Below are 13,637 nucleotides of genomic sequence, written 5' to 3'. Positions count from 1 at the left end.
TTACTCCTCGTCCTGTTCGGCTTCGTCGTCGGCTTCCTCCTGGGCTCGCTCCGAGAGCACCGCCTCGCCGCCAGCCGCCTCGAGTTTCTCGCGGGCAGCGTCGGAGAAGGCGTCGGCCGTCACCGCAAGCTGATTGCGGACCTGACCGGAGCCGAGGACCTTGACGACGTCCGCTTCGTGTCCGTCCTCGACGACGTCTCGAGCGTCGAGTTCGTAGCCGCCGTCGGTCTCGTCGGCGAGGTCGTCGGCGACGTAGAGGATGGCGTCCTCGTCGAGCTTCTGGACGTCGATCTCCAGTACCTCGTCGCGAATGTCGTGCGGTCGTTTGAAGCCGTGTTTGCCCTTCGGTTCGTAGTTGTGAAACTCGTGTTTGCTGCGCCCGGCACGGCCACGGCCACCGCGATGGCCCGCACCTCGTCGGTTCTTGTGGGTACCACCGCCGTGCGTCCGCGATCCACGCTGGCGTCGTTTTTTGCTCGTCATGGTTATCGCATCGATTCTAGCAGGTCGTTAATCTGCGCTGTTGTATGCTTTCCGAGTTGGCCTCCCTCGACGGTCGGCTTCTTGATACCTCTGTGGCCGCCTCGAGGCGGGTGCAGTCGAAGCGTCGGCGACAGCCCCTCCTCGCGAAGCGTCGTCTCCTCGGCGAGCAGCGCCTCGGCGAGTTCGGCGAAGTCGTCGTACTCGGTGTTCTCCCCGAGCCACTCCTCGTCGACGTCGGACTGGTCGCCCTCGAGAGGCTCTGCACGCTTTGCAAGCAGCGTCTCGAGTACGTCGGCGTCGGGTTCGCCGTGGGCGACGTAGTCGTTGACCTTGTCGACCATCCCGGCGTAGGTGTCTGTCTCCGGGACGAGCGCACAGTGATTGACACTGTGGATGTTGAGCATCTTCAGGGTGTCCTGTACGTCCTGTTGACGGTTCACCTCGCCACGAACCTGTACGACGGCCTTCATTGATCGGCCACCTCGGCTTCGTCACGGCTCGAGCCGCGAGACTGTGGGTGTCGCGACTGCGAGGCGTTCTCGAGTGCGTTGAACGTCGCCTTCGCGAGGTTGACGGTCGTTCGGGTGTTGCCGTGGCTCTTGGTCCAGGCGTTCTCGAGGCCGGCGAGTTCGAGGACGGCCCGGACGGTGTCGCTGGCTGCGAGTCCGAGACCCTCGGGTGCGGGGATGACTTCGACCTCGACGGAGCCGGCTTTCCCCTTCGTTCGGCGGGTCAGGGAGTGTGGCCGGTCCGATCGGTCCTCCCAGGAGCCCGACCCGCGGGGCACCTGAATCATGTTTAGCTTCGCGATACCGATCGCCTTCTGGATGGCGGAGCCGACCTGGTCGTCTCGGCCTTCCGCGTAGCCGACGTAGCCGTCGCGGTTGCCCACCACGACCACACATCGGAACTTCACGCGGCGTCCGGAGTCGGTCATACGCTGGACCATGTTGATGTCCAGCACTTCGTCGTCCAGTCCGGGAAGGAGCTGGTCGACGAGTTCGGGTTCCTTGAGCGGGAGTCCCGAGTTGAGGGCGGCCTCCATCGTGTCGATTTCGCCCTCCTGGACCTTCCGGCCGAGACGGGTGACCGGCTGCCAGCCGTCGTCGTTGTAATCGTTTGCGCTCATTCTAGGATCGCCTCTCGTACGTCGTCGAAGTGTTCTGGAAGGTCAGCCGCGTCGAACTCGCCGCTGTACAGCGGCTCGTCTAACTGTTCTGCGTACTCGGCGATGTGTTCGCCGCGGGTACGCGACCAGTCTGCGAGCACGCTGTCGTTGTGCGGAATCTCGAGGCCGGCGTCGATCGCTCCTTCCTGTACTGCGAACACTTTGTTTCCGGGCGTCGCCGTGTTGAGGCCGATGTCGAGGACCGCCTCCTCGATGCCGGCCTCGACGGCTCGCGTTCCGGCGAGCAGCCCCGTGAGATAGGCGGCGGAGATGTTGCCCGTGGGGGCATCCCAGCCGTACTCCTCGAGGTCGCCCGAGTGTGCGCTTGCAAGTGTCTCATCGCCCTGTGGGCCGGGGGAGATCAGCTGCGCCGTAGTGTGCTTGTTGCTCTTGCGAGCAACGAGGCGGGGCTTACCCGATTTCAGCAGGCGCAACCTCTGGTGGTAGTCCGTCCGGACCTCACGGCGACGACGCATCGGTACCTTGTATCGTGGTCCTGTCGCCATTATTGGTCACCGTAGGTGTCGTCGATATAGTTCAACAGGTACCGGACGCTCCGGAACTCCCCACCGCCAGCTTTCTTGTAGAGCTCGCGGTACTGCGTGGGCGTGAGTTCGCCCTTGTCTCGGAGTTCACGCAGCTTCCGTCGCTGTGCACGAATCTTGCTCTGCCACTCCTCTTTCTCGTTCTGGCGTGCGCCTTTCTTCCCGCGGCGCTTGCCCGGTCCCTTCTGGTGACCGTAGGCACGCTTTTTGTTCCGTTCGCGTGCACGGCCCCGAGAGTTGCCCGAGGCGTCTTCGGCCTGAATGAGGCCCTCGTCGACGAGTTCGCGGATCTCGTCGCGCGTGATGGCCTCGGCGATGTCCGCCTGGGCGTTGGGGTCGAGCCAGATGCGATTTTTCCCGACGTCTAGCACGTCGGCTGCGAGTCGCTTCTGTGCGGAGAGATCAGTCATCTGATTCCACCTCCACTTCTTCGTACGTCGGATTCAGGACGCGAACGCCCTGATCTTCTGCGAGTTCCTCGATGCGTTCGCGCTTTCGCGCGCCGACCGAGGAGGCGATTCGAACCGCCTCGTGGTCGCCGTCGACGCCCTCGAGGTCGTCCGTGTTCTCGACGTAGACTTCCTCGAAGCCGCTTGGATGACGGCCGCGAACGGCTTCGGGGGTACGGTATCCGGCACCGACTTTCGGGCCCTTGCCCTTGACGCCTTTACGCTGTTTCGAGAGTTGTCCGCGGGGCCGACGCCACGATTCGGGCGTCCGCTTTTTCATGTGGTAGTCCTGACGGTTGAACTGCGGCTTGCCCTCGCTCTTGCGGCGGTCGAGGAGACGCTGTTCCTCGTCGGAGAGTTCCGGCGTCTTCTCGACCAGTCCGCGCGGCTGCAGTTCGGTCTCGACGTCCTCGTCGACCGCTTCTTCGGGCTCTGCACCCTCGTCTTCGATCTCGGCTTCGGTCTCTTCTGAGACCTCGAGATCGCCGACGTCGGCTTTGATACGGGCCGCGAGTGCGTTACCGATACCGTCGGCTTCGGCCAGGTCGTCCTGATCGGCTTCCTTGACGTCCTCGATGGACTCGAAGCCTGCATCGCGCAGCGCGTCGGCTTTGCTCGCGCCGACGCCGCTTATGTCCTCGAGTTCCTGTGGGCCGTCGTCGGCCGCCGACTCTTCAGTCTCTGGTTCGTCGTCTGCCATCTATCAGGCACCTCCTTTGGCGGGCTTTTCGGTGATGTAGACCCCGTCCTGGAAGACGCGGGTGTCCTTGCCGCTGACTCGCGTCAGCTGTTCGATGTCCGCCGCCGTCTGGCCGACGTCCTCTTTGTTCGGTCCGGAGAGGACGACGACTTCGCCGTCGACGGAGACGTCGGTGTCACCGTGGATAGTCGTACGTCGCGGTGCCTTCTCGCCGAGGAAGTTCTCGATGACGACCTCGTCGCCTTCGGCGCGGACCTGCATCGGGAAGTGAGAGTAGAAGACTTCCATCTTGTACTCCCACCCCTCGGTCACGCCGCGGAAGGCGTTCTCGACGTGGCTCTCGAACGTGCCGACGGTCGCGTTCGTCTTCGCGTCCTCGGCGTCGCTTTCGATGACCACGGTGTCGTCTTCCACGTCGACGGTCACGTCGGGGTACCAGAGACGCCGCGAAACGGTGCCTTCGGGTCCGTCGACGGTCACGTCGAGGTGATCGATCTCGACGGTTACGTTGTCGGGGATTTCCAGTTCGACTCGCATGGTTAGTAGACGTATGCGATCACCTGACCCCCGATACCCTGCTCTCGCGCCTCGTAGTGGCTCATGATGCCACTGCTCGTCGTGACGACGAGCGTACCGAAGTCTCGAGCCGGGAGAAATCGCTTCTCCCACTTCTCGAAGTCGTCGGCACCGGCGCTGTAGCGGGGTTTGACGGGGCCACAGGCGTTGATCGCTCCTTTCAGTTCGATCTCGAAGAGACCGGCTTTACCGTCGTCGACGTACTCGAAGCCGTCGATGTACCCGCGGTCGTAGAAGACCTCGAGTACGCTGCCGATCTCGTTCGAGGCGGGCGTTACCTCGTGGCTCAAATGGCCGACGCTCTCGGCGTTGTCGAGCCCCGAGAGCGCGTTGCTGAGTGGATCGTTTCCGGTCATGTTATCGGTACTTCTTGAATCCCATGTCGCGGGCGATCTCGCGGAAACACTGTCGACAGAGGTTGATGTCGTACTTGCCGACCAGCCCCTGTTTACGGCCACAGCGCTGGCAGGTCGCTTCCTGCCCGGTGCGCTTTGCCGCGTGCTCGCCCGTACTGTCGTTTTCGTGTTCGCTTTCACTCATCCTCGGACTCCTCTACAGTGACGTCGAAGTTCGCCTCGAGGAACGCGATGGCGTCCTCGGGGGAGAGTCGGTGATTGGACGGAATCGACCGCGTCGCCTTGTCGCGTTTGGCGATGCGATAGCCCGGACGAACCAGGTTCACGGTGACGTCCAGTCCGTAGATCCCGACGTTCGGGTCGTACTCCTGGCTCGGGAACGCGGTGTGTTCGGCGACGCCGAAACTGAAGTTCCCCGTATCGTCGAACTGCTTCGACGAGATGTCCGCCAGTGGCAGGGCCGTCTCGAGGAATTCGTGAGCGTCATCCCCGCGCAGGGTGACTTTCGTCCCGATCGGATCGCCCTGGCGAATACCGAAGTCGGGTTCGGTCTTTTTCGCCTGGGTACGGACGCTCTGCTGTTCGGTGATCTCCTCGATGATGTCCTCGGCTTTGCCGAGTTCGCGACCACCCTGACCGACGCCCATGTGGACGACGACCTTCTCGACGCGCGGTTCCCGCATCTCGTGGAACTCGCCGGCCTCTGCTTCGCTCATTCGTCGTCACCTCCGTCGCTCGCGGTTTCACCGCTCGCATCTTCCGACGACGAGTCGTCGTCAGTGAAGTTCTCGTCGATGACGACGACGTACTCTTCGACGGTTTCGAACTCGTCGTCGTCCGTAGAGACGGTGACGGTGTTCGAGCCGCTGCCGGGTGTGACGTCGATCGTCTCGACCTCGCCGATCTTGCCGCCGTGGTTTCCACGGATGGCGGTGACGAGTGCACCCTCCTCGTAGGGGAAGTGTGCGACGATCGATTTGTCGTCGTTGTCGACGACGATCGAGTCGTTGGCGCTGTACTCGTCTTCGTCTATGAGGACGTTCGTCCCGTCGTGAAGCGTCAACTGCGTGTCGCCACCCGGAACCTGCTGTTTGCCGTCGATCTTTCCGAGGCGACTGCCGGCAGCGTCTTCGTCGATCTCAGTCAGCGCGAGCCGACCGCCCTCGTCGGGGAAGACGCGGTAGTACTCCTCACGACCGGGGAACGCGAGGATGTCGAAGATACCGATCGGACGCTGTTCGTCGTTGATCGGTTGCCCGTTGACGAGGATCGAATCCTCGGAGAGGGCGTATCGCGCTTCCTTTTTCGAGTCGACGTAGCCGAGCACGTCCCGCAGCAAGACGACGAGCGGGACGCCGTCTTCGCCGTGGGGGCCGGCTCCGGCCTTTACCGTGAAGACCTCGGTCTTGCGTTCGACCGGCCAGGACTTCGGAACTGAGAGTCGTTTCTGGTGTTTCGTCATTCGCTATCACCTTCGAGTCGTGTCTCGCGACGCTCGTCCGAGAGGTCGAGTTCCGTGATTCGAACGTTCGATGCGTCGAGGGGTCGTGGCACTTCTTCGCCGTCGGCCGTCTCGACCGTCACGTCCTCGACGTGAATTACGCCATCTTCGAGGATCACACGCAGGACCTCGCCTTCGTCGCCGGCGTGGTCGCCACGCATGACTTCGACGGTGTCGCCCGCGTTGACGCGGGTTCGACGCATGTCGTACTCCTCGCGGAGATCGTCGGAGAGCGTCGCGTGAAGCTGCTTGCCTCGCTGGTGCAGCGGTGCACGCTCCGTCTGCGTTCGCTGTTTGTGTGGTTGTTTACTCATTGTCTATACGATCATCGTCGCGGTACTTGCGATTGCTCCGAAGCGTTCTGCGACTTCGCGGGCGATCGGCCCCTTGATCTCCGTTCCGCGGGGCTCTTCGTTCTCGTCGATGATGACCGCCGCGTTGTCCTCGAACTTGAGTCGCGTCCCGTCCGGTCGGCGGATCGACTTCCGCTGGCGGACGACGACGGCCTCGAGAACCTGACGGCGCATCTCCGGGGTCCCTTTGGTGACCGAGACGGTCACCTTGTCACCGAGTCCCGCCTTCGGCTGGCGGTTCTTGGTGCCGTGGTAGCCCGAGACGCTGATGACCTTGAGTTCGCGCGCACCGGTGTTGTCGGCACACGTGACCAGCGACCCTTTCTTGAGTCCCTGGGTGACGTCGGCTTTCATCGCCTCCATCACTGCTCACCCTCGGTCGCCGCTGTGAGGTCCTCGTCCGAAAGCTCCGGCTCGGGTTCGGCCTGGCCGGTGAGTTCGGCGATGTCCTCTGCGGTCGCTTCTTCGGTTACTTCGACGACCACGTGCGATTTCGTCTTCGACAGTGGTCGGGTCTCTGCGATCTTGACCGTATCGCCGAGCGAGAGCCCCTCGAGTACGCCCGGTACGTGTGCCGGGATACGCGAGCGACGTTTCATGTAGCGGTCGTACTTCGGGACCGCTACGTCGTACTCTCGTTCGACGACTACGGTCTTGTCCATGTCCGTCGAGACGACGGTTCCCTCGAGGATCTGACCTCGGACGGGAAGCTCGCCGTAGAACGGACACTTCTCGTAGTCGTATTCCTCCGGGTTCTCTGGTTCCGGAGGGGTTTCAACGTCTAGTCCTATTGCCATGGTGAATCACCATTCGTTTCCGTGCGTCGGGCGGGTCGTGAGAGCAGCCGCGATCCATCGACCGTAACGTAGGCCACGTCCTCGCCAGCACATTCTGATTCGAACGGCACGTCGCCGGTCGCATCAGGTTGAGTGTCGGCCAGTTTGGACGCGGTCCCCGGTGACTTCTCGTCCCCGGCGGCGTCATCTGTGATCGCGAATTCGAACACCGAGCCCGATTTCGGCACCATGACGACCCGAGAGTCGCCGTCGACTCGAATTTCTATCGAGAGCGTGTTCGTCGTCTCGATGACGACGCGTCCCTCGAGACCCACGCGCGTCTCGTCGTCGCTGTCGACGACTCGCACGGGCAGGCCGTTGAGTTCGTGTCGCGGGAGCGTCTCGGGTGTCAGTGCCATCGTTCTCTTATTCGTCGTCGAAATCGCCTTCTTCTTGCTGAATCGTCTTGATCCGCGCGATGGTCCGACCGAGTTCGCCGATGCGACCCGGATTCTCCGGGGCACCACCGGCTGCGAGGACGGATTTTGCGTTCAGCAGCTCCGTCTCGAGTTCCTCGAGTTCTTCCTCGCGCTCGGCAGCCGTCATGTCACGGATCTCCTCGACGTGGATGATCGCCATCAGGCGTCACCTCCCTCGTCTTCCTCGGCTTCCATCTCTTCGACGAGTTCTTCCGCCTCGGCTTCGACGTCCTCCTCGAGTTCCTCGAGGTCTTCCTCGACGTCCTCGTCGGTCGGGACGTCGACGTCGTCGAACTCTTCGTCTTCATCTTCGTCGCCCTCGAGTTCTTCCTCGATGACCTCTTCGTCGCCCTCGAGTTCTTCCTCGATGACCTCTTCGACGACCTCTTCGTCGAGCTCCTCGCCCTCGTCGGCGGCTGTCTCGACGGCTTCGTCAGCCGGTGCCTCGAGCCCCTCCGCGGCGGCCTCGGCTTCCTCGGGCTCTCCCTCGAGCAGTTCCTCGACGCCCTCGGCCTCGTTGGCCTCGACTGCGTCCGGAACGACTTCCTCGGGATCGAGATCCTCGTGGATGCGGAAGTCGTCGGGGAGTTCGGCGTTCGGCGGAATGATCTTCACCGTGACGCCGATCGTTCCGAGTTTCATGACGGCGACGCCCTGTCCGTGGTCGACGATTTCCTCCGCAGGTTCACCGTTGTGCTTGATGTAGCCGCGGTTGAACTTCTCGACGCGCGAGCGTGCACCCGTGACCTTCCCCGAGAGGACGATCTCCGCACCGAGTGCGCCGGCTTCCATGATCCGGTCGATCGTGGTGTGACCGGCCTTCCGGAAGTACCAGCCGCGCTCTAACGCGTTGGCCAGTCGGTCGGCGACGATCCGTGCGTTCAGATCAGGCTCGTCGACCTCCTGGACGTCGATCTGGGGATCCTCGAGGTTGAACCGCTCTTCGAGTGCGGTCGTCACCTTCCGGATGTTCTCGCCACCTTTGCCGATGACCATCCCCGGCTTCTCGGCCTTGAGAACGATCTGGGTTCCCATCGGCGTCTTGGCGACGTCCATACCACCGTAGCCCGCACGGCCGAGTTCTTCGCTGAAGAACTCGTCTATCTGGGACCGTTGCAGGCCGTTTTCGATGAACTGGTGTTCGTCAGCCATTAGCTATCATCCTCCGTAGATTCGTCCGAGGAGCCGGACTCCTCGCTGACGACGATCTCGACGTCGACCTCCGGCGTGTTCCAGGCCGATGCCCGTCCCATCGCGCGGGGTTTGCGACCGACCGACTCGCCGACCTTGTGGGCGGCGACGTGGACGATCTCCATCGACGCACCGTCGAACCCCTGATGGTCCGCGTTCGCCGCGACGTTCTCGAGCAGTTCGAGGAACTCACCCGAGACCTTCTCGGGGTAGCGGCCGGCGTCCCAGCCGTCGATGTCGGATCGGTGTCCGGCACCGCTGTTGTGGGACTTGAACGGAACCGACTGCTCCCCGTCGATGACGTCCTGAAGGTACGACTGCGCATCTTCGACGGTCCGTCCCTTCAGTTCGCGTGCGATTTCCTTGCTGTGCTTGTGGCTCATGTGACGCTCCCGAAGCATCGCTTTCGCGGTGGAATCGGGATCCGCGTCGACTGAGTAGTTGATTCCCATGCGTGGATCACTTCAGTGGGACGAACTTCGAGGATCGAGTCGCACCGATCCCGGCCTGTCCGTGTTCGACGGACGTGCGGGTCAGCTGGAACTCGCCGAGATAGTGTCCGATCATCTCGGGTTCGACGCGAACGCGCTCGAAGGCCTGACCGTTGTACACTTCGAACGTCAGTCCGACGAACTCCGGCAGGATCGGCATATCCCGCAGGTGCGTTCGGATCGGCGCGTTCGCCGTCTCTTCCTCGCCTTTCTCGCGGGCCTTCTCGAGAAGCTTCTGCTTCTCGACGGAGAGACCGCGTTCGATACTTCGCCGCTTGCGTGCGGGCAACAGTTCCGCGACGTCCTCGAGATCCAGTTCCTGCAACTCCTCGAGCGTGTGACCGCGATAGGTGAACTCCTCACCTTCGCGGCCGGTTCGGTACTCCTGGCTCATTTGTTTCCACCTCGGCCGGTTCGGCGCGAGGAAATGTCACCGACTTTGCGTCCCGGCGGGGCGTCCCGCGAGACGGATTTCGGCTTTCCGGGGTGCTGTCGGCCGCCGCCACCGAACGGGTGGTCGACGGCGTTCATCGCGACACCGCGGACGCGGGGCCACTTGGTCCCGCGGGCTTTCATCTTGTGATACTTGTTGCCGGCTTTGACCATCGGCTTCTCCGTCCGTCCGCCGCCAGCGACGACGCCGATCGTGGCGCGACACTGCGGATCGAGACGCTTGACCTCACCGCTTGGGAGCTGGACGACAGCCGCGTTGCGGTCGTGGGTGATCAGGTCAGCGTTCGTCCCGGACGCACGGGCGAACTTGCCGCCGTCGCCCGGACTCGATTCGACGTTACAGACCGGAACCCCTTCCGGGATTTCGGCCAGCGGAAGCGTGTTGCCGGGTTTGATCTCGGCGGAGACGCCGACCTGGATCTCCTCCCCGACGGTGATGCCTTCGGGAACGAGTATGAGTCGCTGATCGCCGTCGTCGAATTCGACGGCGGCGATCGGTGCGGACCGCGCCGGGTCGTGTTCGATGTCGACCACCGTTCCACGGACGACGTCGTCCGCTTCTTTCTTGTGATCGAGTTTCGCCTTGTATCGGTGCGACGGGGCGCGGAACGTCGACGAACCGCGACCGCGTCGTTGTCCGAGAATTCTCCGTCCCATCGTCAGAACACCCCGATTCGGGAGGCGACTTCCTGTGCGTCGTCGTCCTCGGAGAGTCGAACTGTGGCTTTCTTCTTGCCCTTCATCGTTAGCTGGGTGTTTACGTCGTCGACCGAAACCGCAAAGCGGTCCTCGACCGCGTCACGAATCTCGGGTTTGGTCGCGTCCGGATTGACGACGAACTGGAGCTTGTTCTCGAAGTCCATGTCGTTCATCGCCTTCTCCGTCACGAGCGGGTGTTCGATGATCGAACTCATCGGTCGGCCACCTCCTCGAGTGCGCTTTCGGTCCAGACGGTGAGTCGTCCCGGGTGTGCACCGGGCGCGAGATCCTCCGCGTTGACCTCTGCGGCGGTCGCGACGTCGGCACCGGCGAGATTCCGGGCCGCACGCGACGGGCCGGACTCGCTCGAGGTAACGAAGAGGATAGACGCCGGCGTCTTGTACTTGCGACCGCGAGTCGTTCCGCGACCGGCACGAACGCTTCGCCCGTCCTCCGCGCGTTCGACGTCGCCCTCGAGACCGACGGCCTCGAGGAACTCGACGACTTCCTTCGTCTTCTCCAGATCTTCGAACTCGTCTGCGACGACGACCGGAACGTTTGCGTCGTCGTCGAACTCGTGACCGCGCTCGGCGACGAGTTCGGCGTCGGTCGTCGCGGCGATCGCGCTTCGGATCGCCAGTTTCTTCTCTTTCGTGTTGATCGATTCGGACCAGTCTTTCTCGGCTTTCGGCGGGTGGGCTTTCCGTCCCTTGACGGCCTGTGGAACGCGACGAGCGCGTCCGTCCTGTCGTGGGACGTGAGCCATCCCCCGACCGCTACCGAGTGACTCGGCCGGCGTTCGCTTGCCGGCGAACTCGTCGGCACCGTAGTCCTGTTTTCTGTTTGCCTGGGCGACGCGAACGGCGCGGGCGATCAGGTCCGGGCGGTAGGTCGTCTCGAAGACCGCCGGAAGCTCGACCGAGCCCGCGTCCGAGCCGTCCAGGTCGTATACTGTTGTATCCATATGCTATCAGCCCTGGTTGGATGCGGTGGAGACGTACCGGACCTCAGGATCGAGGCGCGGCTGGTCTCCGGGTCGAATCGCCGGGCGGAAGCGTACGAGACGCTTCTGGGGCCCGGGGAGCGAACCCTTGATCAGCGCGTGCGGTCCGTCGACTTCGCCGTAGTTGACGAAGCCGCCGTCGACCGTCGCGTCGGCACCGTCGCCGATGTCGACGAGGCGCTTGTTCAGTTCAGTTCGCTGGTGGTAGCCGGTCTGTCCCTGCTGGGGAACCGTCGAGCGAACCCGGGACGGGTTCCACGGACCGAGGTTCCCGATGCGGCGGCGCCATCCCTGCCGGGCGTGTTTGCCCTTGCGCTTCTGGACGCCCCAGCGCTTGACGGGACCCTGGGTTCCTTTTCCTTTCGTGACGCCGCTTGCGTCGACGTACTCGCCGGCGCGGAACACGTCGTTCATGACGTGTTCGCCGCCGTCTTCTGCGACGAGTTCGAGTGCGTAGTCGACGCGCTCGTCGACGGAACCGCCGCCGACGCGAGTTTCCATGACGTCCGGCTTCTTCTTGGGCACCGAGGGAACGTCGCCGGGAACCGTGTGCGTGATGACGCGAACGTCGTCGACGCGTCCCTCCTCGAGGAGGCCCCGAAGTTCGTCTTCGGCAGCGTCGGTGTCGTACTCGTCACCGGGGAGGTCGAGGACGCGGCCGAGTTCGGGAACGAACTCGTCGGTCCAGACCTCGGTTATCGGCTTTTTCCCGTACGGTGTATCTTCGTACGCTCGCAGGGCGACCGCGCGCATTGGCGGCGTCTCCACGATCGTCACGGGGACGGTCTCTTCCATCCCCTCGGTCGGCGAGTTCGCTGCGTCGTCGACCATGACGGCGTGGGTCATGCCGGCCTTGTAGCCTGCAAAACCCTGAAGCGTCGGCTGTCCTTCGTCGTCCGGCCACGAGTTAAAGCGTGGGACCTCGCTGGTCGCACGCGTTCGTGGGCCGAACCCGAGTGAGCCTTTGCGTGGTGCGTTTTTCTGTGGCATTCTATCACGCTCTCAGTGAGAGGGGAGCGAGCGTGGCGAACAGAGCCTCCTCCGTTCGAACCACCTCGCTCCCTTGATCCGGAACCGTGTTCAGCCAGAGGTCGAACCCCGAATCGTCCGTGGGTTCGACTCCGTCGCTGTCGCCGTCGTCGGCGACTGCTGACGCCTCGATTCCGAGGATGTCCGGCAGCCCTCTCTCGGGCGCGCCGAACGCCACGGTCGTTCCGTCGCCTTCGATGCGTCCGGCCAGCGTCTCGAGTCTCCCGACGGTGAGTTCCTCACCGAATCGGGAGGCTGCGATGCAGACGCCGGCGTCCTCACGGCCGAGTGCTGCCGAAAGGTCCGTCCACTCGACTGAGAGCCCCGGAAGGGGCTCGTCTGCGAGCTTCGCCCGGACCGGTCGTCGCGAAGAGATCCTGACGGTCACGCGCTCACCCTCGACGACCTCCATTTCTGGAGGGACGTTGAGGGTGATCGGGTGTTGCAAGCCGCAATTGACCCGGACGCGTTGATCAGGTCCGACCTCGGTCACGATCCCTTGTCTTGACGACCCCGAACCGTTCGATTCGGAGCCGGTCTGTGCCACGGCGCGGAGCGGCGGCAGGATGCCCGCGTACTCCAGTTCGTCCCGCATGCCCCACACCTCATTTCTGAGGTAGGGGGGCGTTGCGGCGTACCGGAAGACGGTGTGTACGAACCCGCCGTCGAACCGCCCCGTTTCGCCTTCCCGATCCGGGTAGACGAGCAGACGGTCGACCCGAAAGATCGTCGCCGCGCGGGCGACGTATCCGAGTTTGCGAGTTGCCTCGCGTTTGTCCTCGGCTTCCCGGGTCAGTGACGACGGAACGAGTACGCTGACGGTCATGCCGAAACGCTTCGGCGCCGCGTCACTAGACTGTAGCGATGTGTTGCCGATAGGGTCTTAAAAGGATAGCGGATTCGATTGCGGCTGTGACCCCTTCACACCCCCGAATTCGTGCTGAACGTCAACACATTCACGACCAGGGAACTGTCGTGGCACTGACTTCAGCGAGTCGCCCCGAGCGATCTGTCCCTCCGAGGTGTACTCGCCCGTCCGCAATCCGAACCACGTGTGGACGTGTGCATGCGCTACTCTCTCGAGGCAGTGGCGATTCGCAACTCTTATACATCCGTCCCGGAGTAGGATAAAGTGCAACAGGGCGCTGGTAGTGTAGTGGTATCACGTGACCTTGCCATGGTCACAACCTGGGTTCAAATCCCAGCCAGCGCATTTTCACTGGACAACAACGACGAGCGAAGCGAGTCGTCTGTCCAGTGAAAATCGTTCTCGGATTTGAACGAGAGAAGTCGCAGCCTGCGAGCGAACGAAGTGAGCGAGCAGGACCGTCTTCGCGTTATTCAAATCCCAGCCAGCGCACTTCTACGACGAACAACTTCGACGA

24 protein-coding genes and 1 tRNA gene are annotated in these 13,637 nt (G+C 63.1%); 1 reads left to right on the top strand and 24 read right to left on the bottom strand.

Annotated features, from left to right (window positions below; genetic code table 11):
• From EA473_RS03400 to EA473_RS03285, 24 genes are read right to left on the bottom strand one after another with little or no spacing between them, the layout of a single operon-like run.
• Positions 1 to 483 (bottom strand): uL15m family ribosomal protein, encoded by a 483-nt coding sequence (locus EA473_RS03400; RefSeq protein WP_124194268.1) that lies wholly within the window; start codon positions 481 to 483, stop codon positions 1 to 3.
• A 2-nt stretch (positions 484 to 485) separates the two neighbouring features.
• Positions 486 to 953 (bottom strand): 50S ribosomal protein L30, encoded by a 468-nt coding sequence (locus EA473_RS03395; protein WP_124194267.1) that lies wholly within the window; start codon positions 951 to 953, stop codon positions 486 to 488.
• Positions 950 to 1,612, bottom strand: a complete 663-nt coding sequence (locus EA473_RS03390) for a 30S ribosomal protein S5 (protein ID WP_124194266.1) — start codon at positions 1,610 to 1,612, stop codon at positions 950 to 952. The genes EA473_RS03395 and EA473_RS03390 overlap by 4 nt, the downstream gene beginning before the upstream one ends.
• A complete protein-coding gene (locus EA473_RS03385) occupies positions 1,609 to 2,157 on the bottom strand; it encodes a 50S ribosomal protein L18 (protein ID WP_124194265.1) in 549 nt (182 codons plus the stop codon). Before EA473_RS03385 ends, EA473_RS03390 begins: the two co-directional genes overlap by 4 nt.
• Positions 2,157 to 2,606 (bottom strand): 50S ribosomal protein L19e, encoded by a 450-nt coding sequence (locus tag EA473_RS03380; RefSeq protein ID WP_124194264.1) that lies wholly within the window; start codon positions 2,604 to 2,606, stop codon positions 2,157 to 2,159. The genes EA473_RS03385 and EA473_RS03380 overlap by 1 nt, the downstream gene beginning before the upstream one ends.
• Positions 2,599 to 3,345, bottom strand: a complete 747-nt coding sequence (locus EA473_RS03375) for a 50S ribosomal protein L32e (protein WP_124194263.1) — start codon at positions 3,343 to 3,345, stop codon at positions 2,599 to 2,601. Before EA473_RS03375 ends, EA473_RS03380 begins: the two co-directional genes overlap by 8 nt.
• A 3-nt stretch (positions 3,346 to 3,348) precedes the next feature.
• Positions 3,349 to 3,882, bottom strand: coding sequence for a 50S ribosomal protein L6 (locus tag EA473_RS03370; RefSeq protein WP_124194262.1), 534 nt, complete (start codon positions 3,880 to 3,882; stop codon positions 3,349 to 3,351).
• 2 nt (positions 3,883 to 3,884) lie between these two features.
• Entirely contained in the window at positions 3,885 to 4,277 is a 393-nt protein-coding gene (locus tag EA473_RS03365) for a 30S ribosomal protein S8 (RefSeq protein WP_124194261.1), read from the bottom strand.
• 1 nt (position 4,278) lies between these two features.
• On the bottom strand, positions 4,279 to 4,461 hold the full coding sequence (locus EA473_RS03360) for a 30S ribosomal protein S14 (RefSeq protein WP_124194260.1): 183 nt from the start codon (positions 4,459 to 4,461) through the stop codon (positions 4,279 to 4,281).
• Entirely contained in the window at positions 4,454 to 4,993 is a 540-nt protein-coding gene (locus EA473_RS03355) for a 50S ribosomal protein L5 (RefSeq protein WP_124194259.1), read from the bottom strand. Before EA473_RS03355 ends, EA473_RS03360 begins: the two co-directional genes overlap by 8 nt.
• On the bottom strand, positions 4,990 to 5,739 hold the full coding sequence (locus EA473_RS03350; protein WP_124194258.1) for a 30S ribosomal protein S4e: 750 nt from the start codon (positions 5,737 to 5,739) through the stop codon (positions 4,990 to 4,992). Before EA473_RS03350 ends, EA473_RS03355 begins: the two co-directional genes overlap by 4 nt.
• A complete protein-coding gene (gene rplX / locus EA473_RS03345; RefSeq protein WP_124194257.1) occupies positions 5,736 to 6,092 on the bottom strand; it encodes a 50S ribosomal protein L24 in 357 nt (118 codons plus the stop codon). The genes EA473_RS03350 and rplX overlap by 4 nt, the downstream gene beginning before the upstream one ends.
• A 3-nt stretch (positions 6,093 to 6,095) precedes the next feature.
• On the bottom strand, positions 6,096 to 6,494 hold the full coding sequence (locus EA473_RS03340) for a 50S ribosomal protein L14 (RefSeq protein WP_124191586.1): 399 nt from the start codon (positions 6,492 to 6,494) through the stop codon (positions 6,096 to 6,098).
• Positions 6,494 to 6,928 carry a 30S ribosomal protein S17 gene (locus tag EA473_RS03335; RefSeq protein WP_124194256.1) on the bottom strand — a complete coding sequence of 145 codons (435 nt, stop codon included), beginning with the start codon at positions 6,926 to 6,928 and terminating at the stop codon, positions 6,494 to 6,496. The genes EA473_RS03340 and EA473_RS03335 overlap by 1 nt, the downstream gene beginning before the upstream one ends.
• Positions 6,919 to 7,326 carry a ribonuclease P protein component 1 gene (locus EA473_RS03330; RefSeq protein ID WP_124194255.1) on the bottom strand — a complete coding sequence of 136 codons (408 nt, stop codon included), beginning with the start codon at positions 7,324 to 7,326 and terminating at the stop codon, positions 6,919 to 6,921. The genes EA473_RS03335 and EA473_RS03330 overlap by 10 nt, the downstream gene beginning before the upstream one ends.
• Positions 7,327 to 7,333: 7 nt before the next feature.
• Positions 7,334 to 7,546, bottom strand: a complete 213-nt coding sequence (gene rpmC / locus EA473_RS03325; RefSeq protein WP_124194254.1) for a 50S ribosomal protein L29 — start codon at positions 7,544 to 7,546, stop codon at positions 7,334 to 7,336.
• On the bottom strand, positions 7,546 to 8,538 hold the full coding sequence (locus EA473_RS03320; RefSeq protein WP_124194253.1) for a 30S ribosomal protein S3: 993 nt from the start codon (positions 8,536 to 8,538) through the stop codon (positions 7,546 to 7,548). Before EA473_RS03320 ends, rpmC begins: the two co-directional genes overlap by 1 nt.
• Positions 8,538 to 9,029, bottom strand: coding sequence for a 50S ribosomal protein L22 (locus EA473_RS03315; protein ID WP_124194252.1), 492 nt, complete (start codon positions 9,027 to 9,029; stop codon positions 8,538 to 8,540). The genes EA473_RS03320 and EA473_RS03315 overlap by 1 nt, the downstream gene beginning before the upstream one ends.
• Before the next feature lie 7 nt (positions 9,030 to 9,036).
• Positions 9,037 to 9,462 (bottom strand): 30S ribosomal protein S19, encoded by a 426-nt coding sequence (locus tag EA473_RS03310; protein ID WP_124194251.1) that lies wholly within the window; start codon positions 9,460 to 9,462, stop codon positions 9,037 to 9,039.
• The gene (locus EA473_RS03305) at positions 9,459 to 10,178 is read right to left on the bottom strand and encodes a 50S ribosomal protein L2 (protein ID WP_124194250.1); all 720 of its coding nucleotides are present in this window, start codon (positions 10,176 to 10,178) and stop codon (positions 9,459 to 9,461) included. Before EA473_RS03305 ends, EA473_RS03310 begins: the two co-directional genes overlap by 4 nt.
• Before the next feature lie 2 nt (positions 10,179 to 10,180).
• Positions 10,181 to 10,435, bottom strand: a complete 255-nt coding sequence (locus EA473_RS03300) for a 50S ribosomal protein L23 (protein WP_124194249.1) — start codon at positions 10,433 to 10,435, stop codon at positions 10,181 to 10,183.
• On the bottom strand, positions 10,432 to 11,184 hold the full coding sequence (gene rpl4p / locus EA473_RS03295) for a 50S ribosomal protein L4 (RefSeq protein WP_124194248.1): 753 nt from the start codon (positions 11,182 to 11,184) through the stop codon (positions 10,432 to 10,434). The genes EA473_RS03300 and rpl4p overlap by 4 nt, the downstream gene beginning before the upstream one ends.
• Positions 11,185 to 11,190: 6 nt before the next feature.
• Positions 11,191 to 12,213: a 50S ribosomal protein L3 gene (locus EA473_RS03290; RefSeq protein ID WP_124194247.1), complete on the bottom strand. Its 1,023-nt coding sequence runs from the start codon at positions 12,211 to 12,213 to the stop codon at positions 11,191 to 11,193.
• Between the two features lie 4 nt (positions 12,214 to 12,217).
• Entirely contained in the window at positions 12,218 to 13,078 is an 861-nt protein-coding gene (locus tag EA473_RS03285) for a putative RNA uridine N3 methyltransferase (protein ID WP_124194246.1), read from the bottom strand.
• 316 nt (positions 13,079 to 13,394) lie between these two features.
• Between EA473_RS03285 and EA473_RS03280 the strand changes: the two genes are divergently transcribed.
• Positions 13,395 to 13,465, top strand: a tRNA-Gly gene (locus EA473_RS03280).
• The last annotated feature ends 172 nt before the right edge of the window (positions 13,466 to 13,637 follow it).

The sequence above is a fragment of the Natrarchaeobius chitinivorans genome (genome assembly GCF_003841505.1).
Taxonomy (GTDB): domain Archaea; phylum Halobacteriota; class Halobacteria; order Halobacteriales; family Natrialbaceae; genus Natrarchaeobius; species Natrarchaeobius chitinivorans.
Note: the sequence above shows the minus strand (reverse complement) of the source record. Positions and strands in the feature narration are given on the sequence as shown.

Coding starts and splice junctions, on each gene's coding strand:
- EA473_RS03305 (WP_124194250.1), bottom strand. CDS start 10,178: ATGGGACGGAGAATTCTCGGACAACGACGCGGTCGCGGTTCGTCGACG.
- EA473_RS03315 (WP_124194252.1), bottom strand. CDS start 9,029: ATGGGAATCAACTACTCAGTCGACGCGGATCCCGATTCCACCGCGAAA.
- EA473_RS03300 (WP_124194249.1), bottom strand. CDS start 10,435: ATGAGTTCGATCATCGAACACCCGCTCGTGACGGAGAAGGCGATGAAC.
- EA473_RS03365 (WP_124194261.1), bottom strand. CDS start 4,277: ATGACCGGAAACGATCCACTCAGCAACGCGCTCTCGGGGCTCGACAAC.
- rpl4p (WP_124194248.1), bottom strand. CDS start 11,184: ATGGATACAACAGTATACGACCTGGACGGCTCGGACGCGGGCTCGGTC.
- EA473_RS03375 (WP_124194263.1), bottom strand. CDS start 3,345: ATGGCAGACGACGAACCAGAGACTGAAGAGTCGGCGGCCGACGACGGC.
- EA473_RS03400 (WP_124194268.1), bottom strand. CDS start 483: ATGACGAGCAAAAAACGACGCCAGCGTGGATCGCGGACGCACGGCGGT.
- EA473_RS03340 (WP_124191586.1), bottom strand. CDS start 6,494: ATGGAGGCGATGAAAGCCGACGTCACCCAGGGACTCAAGAAAGGGTCG.
- EA473_RS03310 (WP_124194251.1), bottom strand. CDS start 9,462: ATGAGCCAGGAGTACCGAACCGGCCGCGAAGGTGAGGAGTTCACCTAT.
- EA473_RS03380 (WP_124194264.1), bottom strand. CDS start 2,606: ATGACTGATCTCTCCGCACAGAAGCGACTCGCAGCCGACGTGCTAGAC.
- EA473_RS03390 (WP_124194266.1), bottom strand. CDS start 1,612: ATGAGCGCAAACGATTACAACGACGACGGCTGGCAGCCGGTCACCCGT.
- EA473_RS03395 (WP_124194267.1), bottom strand. CDS start 953: ATGAAGGCCGTCGTACAGGTTCGTGGCGAGGTGAACCGTCAACAGGAC.
- EA473_RS03385 (WP_124194265.1), bottom strand. CDS start 2,157: ATGGCGACAGGACCACGATACAAGGTACCGATGCGTCGTCGCCGTGAG.
- EA473_RS03355 (WP_124194259.1), bottom strand. CDS start 4,993: ATGAGCGAAGCAGAGGCCGGCGAGTTCCACGAGATGCGGGAACCGCGC.
- EA473_RS03320 (WP_124194253.1), bottom strand. CDS start 8,538: ATGGCTGACGAACACCAGTTCATCGAAAACGGCCTGCAACGGTCCCAG.
- EA473_RS03360 (WP_124194260.1), bottom strand. CDS start 4,461: ATGAGTGAAAGCGAACACGAAAACGACAGTACGGGCGAGCACGCGGCA.
- rpmC (WP_124194254.1), bottom strand. CDS start 7,546: ATGGCGATCATCCACGTCGAGGAGATCCGTGACATGACGGCTGCCGAG.
- EA473_RS03285 (WP_124194246.1), bottom strand. CDS start 13,078: ATGACCGTCAGCGTACTCGTTCCGTCGTCACTGACCCGGGAAGCCGAG.
- rplX (WP_124194257.1), bottom strand. CDS start 6,092: ATGAGTAAACAACCACACAAACAGCGAACGCAGACGGAGCGTGCACCG.
- EA473_RS03290 (WP_124194247.1), bottom strand. CDS start 12,213: ATGCCACAGAAAAACGCACCACGCAAAGGCTCACTCGGGTTCGGCCCA.
- EA473_RS03335 (WP_124194256.1), bottom strand. CDS start 6,928: ATGGCAATAGGACTAGACGTTGAAACCCCTCCGGAACCAGAGAACCCG.
- EA473_RS03350 (WP_124194258.1), bottom strand. CDS start 5,739: ATGACGAAACACCAGAAACGACTCTCAGTTCCGAAGTCCTGGCCGGTC.
- EA473_RS03370 (WP_124194262.1), bottom strand. CDS start 3,882: ATGCGAGTCGAACTGGAAATCCCCGACAACGTAACCGTCGAGATCGAT.
- EA473_RS03330 (WP_124194255.1), bottom strand. CDS start 7,326: ATGGCACTGACACCCGAGACGCTCCCGCGACACGAACTCAACGGCCTG.